We start from the raw sequence: 1,091 nt of genomic DNA on the forward strand, positions 1-1,091 counted from the left end.
GCCGAGCGTGAGCTCGATGCCGAAGGAAGCGAAGAAGACCAGGAGGGTCTCCCGTTCGGAGACCGAGCGGGCCGCGGTGCGGGAGCTGGTCAAGGCCGCCCGCGCCCGTGGTGAGGACCTGACCGGCCCGAACGGGCTGTTGAAGGTCTTGACCAAGGACGTGCTCGAGATCGCTCTCGAAGAGGAGATGACCGAGCACCTTGGCTACGACAAACACGCCGCCGAGGGCCGCAACAAGGGCAACTCCCGCAACGGAACCCGCACCAAGACCGTGACCACCCCCGCCGCCGGGGAGGTGACCATCGAGGTCCCACGGGACCGGGACGGCACGTTCGAACCGGTCATCGTCAAGAAGCGGCAACGCCGCCTGAATGATGTCGACGCGGTGGTGTTGTCGCTGTTCGCACGCGGGTTGACGACCGGTGAGATCAGCGCGCACTTCGCCGAGGTGTACGGGGTCTCGATCGGCAAGGACACGATCTCCCGGATCACCGACAAGGTGATCGAAGAGATGCAGGTGTGGGCGTCGCGGCCGTTGCAGGCCGTCTACGCCGCGATCTTCATCGACGCCATCGTGGTCAAGGTACGCGACGGCCAGGTCGCCAACCGGCCGTTCTACGCCGCCATCGGGGTCGACCTGAACGGTCACCGTGACGTTCTCGGATTGTGGGCCGGCACCCACGGCTCCGGCGAGTCGGCGAAGTACTGGTTGGCCGTGTTGACGGAGTTGAAGAACCGCGGCGTGCGGGACGTGTTCTTCCTGGTCTGTGACGGGCTGAAGGGGCTACCCGACTCTGTCGCAGCGGTATTCCCGGACACCACGGTTCAGACGTGTGTGATCCACCTGATCCGCGGCACGTTCAAGTTCGCCTCGAAGAAGTACTGGCAGCAGCTCGCGGTCGACATGAAGCGGATCTACACCGCACCCAACGCGGACGCCGCGTGGGCGGCGTTCGAGGAGTTCGAAGAGAAGTGGGGCAAGCCCTACCCGGCGATCTCCACCCTCTGGCGGAACGCATGGTCGACGTTCATCCCGTTCCTGGACTATGACGTCGAGATCCGGCGAGTCTTGTTCTCCACGAACGCGATCG

At 64.8% G+C, this 1,091-nt stretch carries 1 protein-coding gene; it reads left to right on the forward strand.

Annotated features, from left to right (window positions below):
• Positions 1-16 precede the first annotated feature (16 nt).
• Positions 17-1,091 (forward strand): IS256 family transposase (locus BN13_RS17985; protein ID WP_048548588.1); only part of this gene is annotated, 1,075 nt, incomplete at its 3' end.

This window comes from Nostocoides jenkinsii Ben 74, from assembly GCF_001046875.1.
GTDB lineage: Bacteria > Actinomycetota > Actinomycetes > Actinomycetales > Dermatophilaceae > Nostocoides_A > Nostocoides_A jenkinsii.